This is a genomic window from Myxococcus llanfairpwllgwyngyllgogerychwyrndrobwllllantysiliogogogochensis (genome assembly GCF_006636215.1).
GTDB lineage: Bacteria > Myxococcota > Myxococcia > Myxococcales > Myxococcaceae > Myxococcus > Myxococcus llanfairpwllgwyngyllgogerychwyrndrobwllllantysiliogogogochensis.
Window position 1 is genome coordinate 1 of record NZ_VIFM01000918.1, and the last position, 407, is coordinate 407.

General features: G+C 73.5%; 1 protein-coding gene. It reads left to right on the plus strand.

Features of this window, described 5'->3' with window-relative positions; all coding sequences use genetic code 11:
- Positions 1 to 407: AEC family transporter (locus FJV41_RS57595; RefSeq protein WP_220138059.1), on the plus strand; the 407-nt coding region annotated here is incomplete at both ends.

The following is a 407-nucleotide window of genomic DNA, read 5'->3' on the forward strand; positions in this document are numbered from 1 at the left end:
CGTGCGCAGCCCGATCCGCGTGGGCGAGGCGTCGGGCCTGATCGGCGCGGGCGTGCTCACGGGTCTGTGCGGCATCGGGCTGGCCTACCTGCTGCCGCGCCTGCCCGGACTGGCGGGCCGCATCGACACGCGCGACCACGCCGCCAGTGCGCAGGTCGCCTTCCGCTTCAACTCCTTCATCGGCCTGGCGCTGGCCGAGCGGCTGGCGGGGGCGCAGGGGCTGCAGATGATCGCGGTGCTGATCGGCGTGTGCGTGCCGCTCTTCAACATCGCCGCGGTGTGGCCGATGGCGCGCGCGGGGCAGCACGGGTTCCTGAAGGAGCTGGCGCGCAATCCGCTGATCGTGGCGACGGCCACGGGCCTCGCGGCCAACCTGCTGGGGTTCCGCATTCCCGGGTGGATGGAGC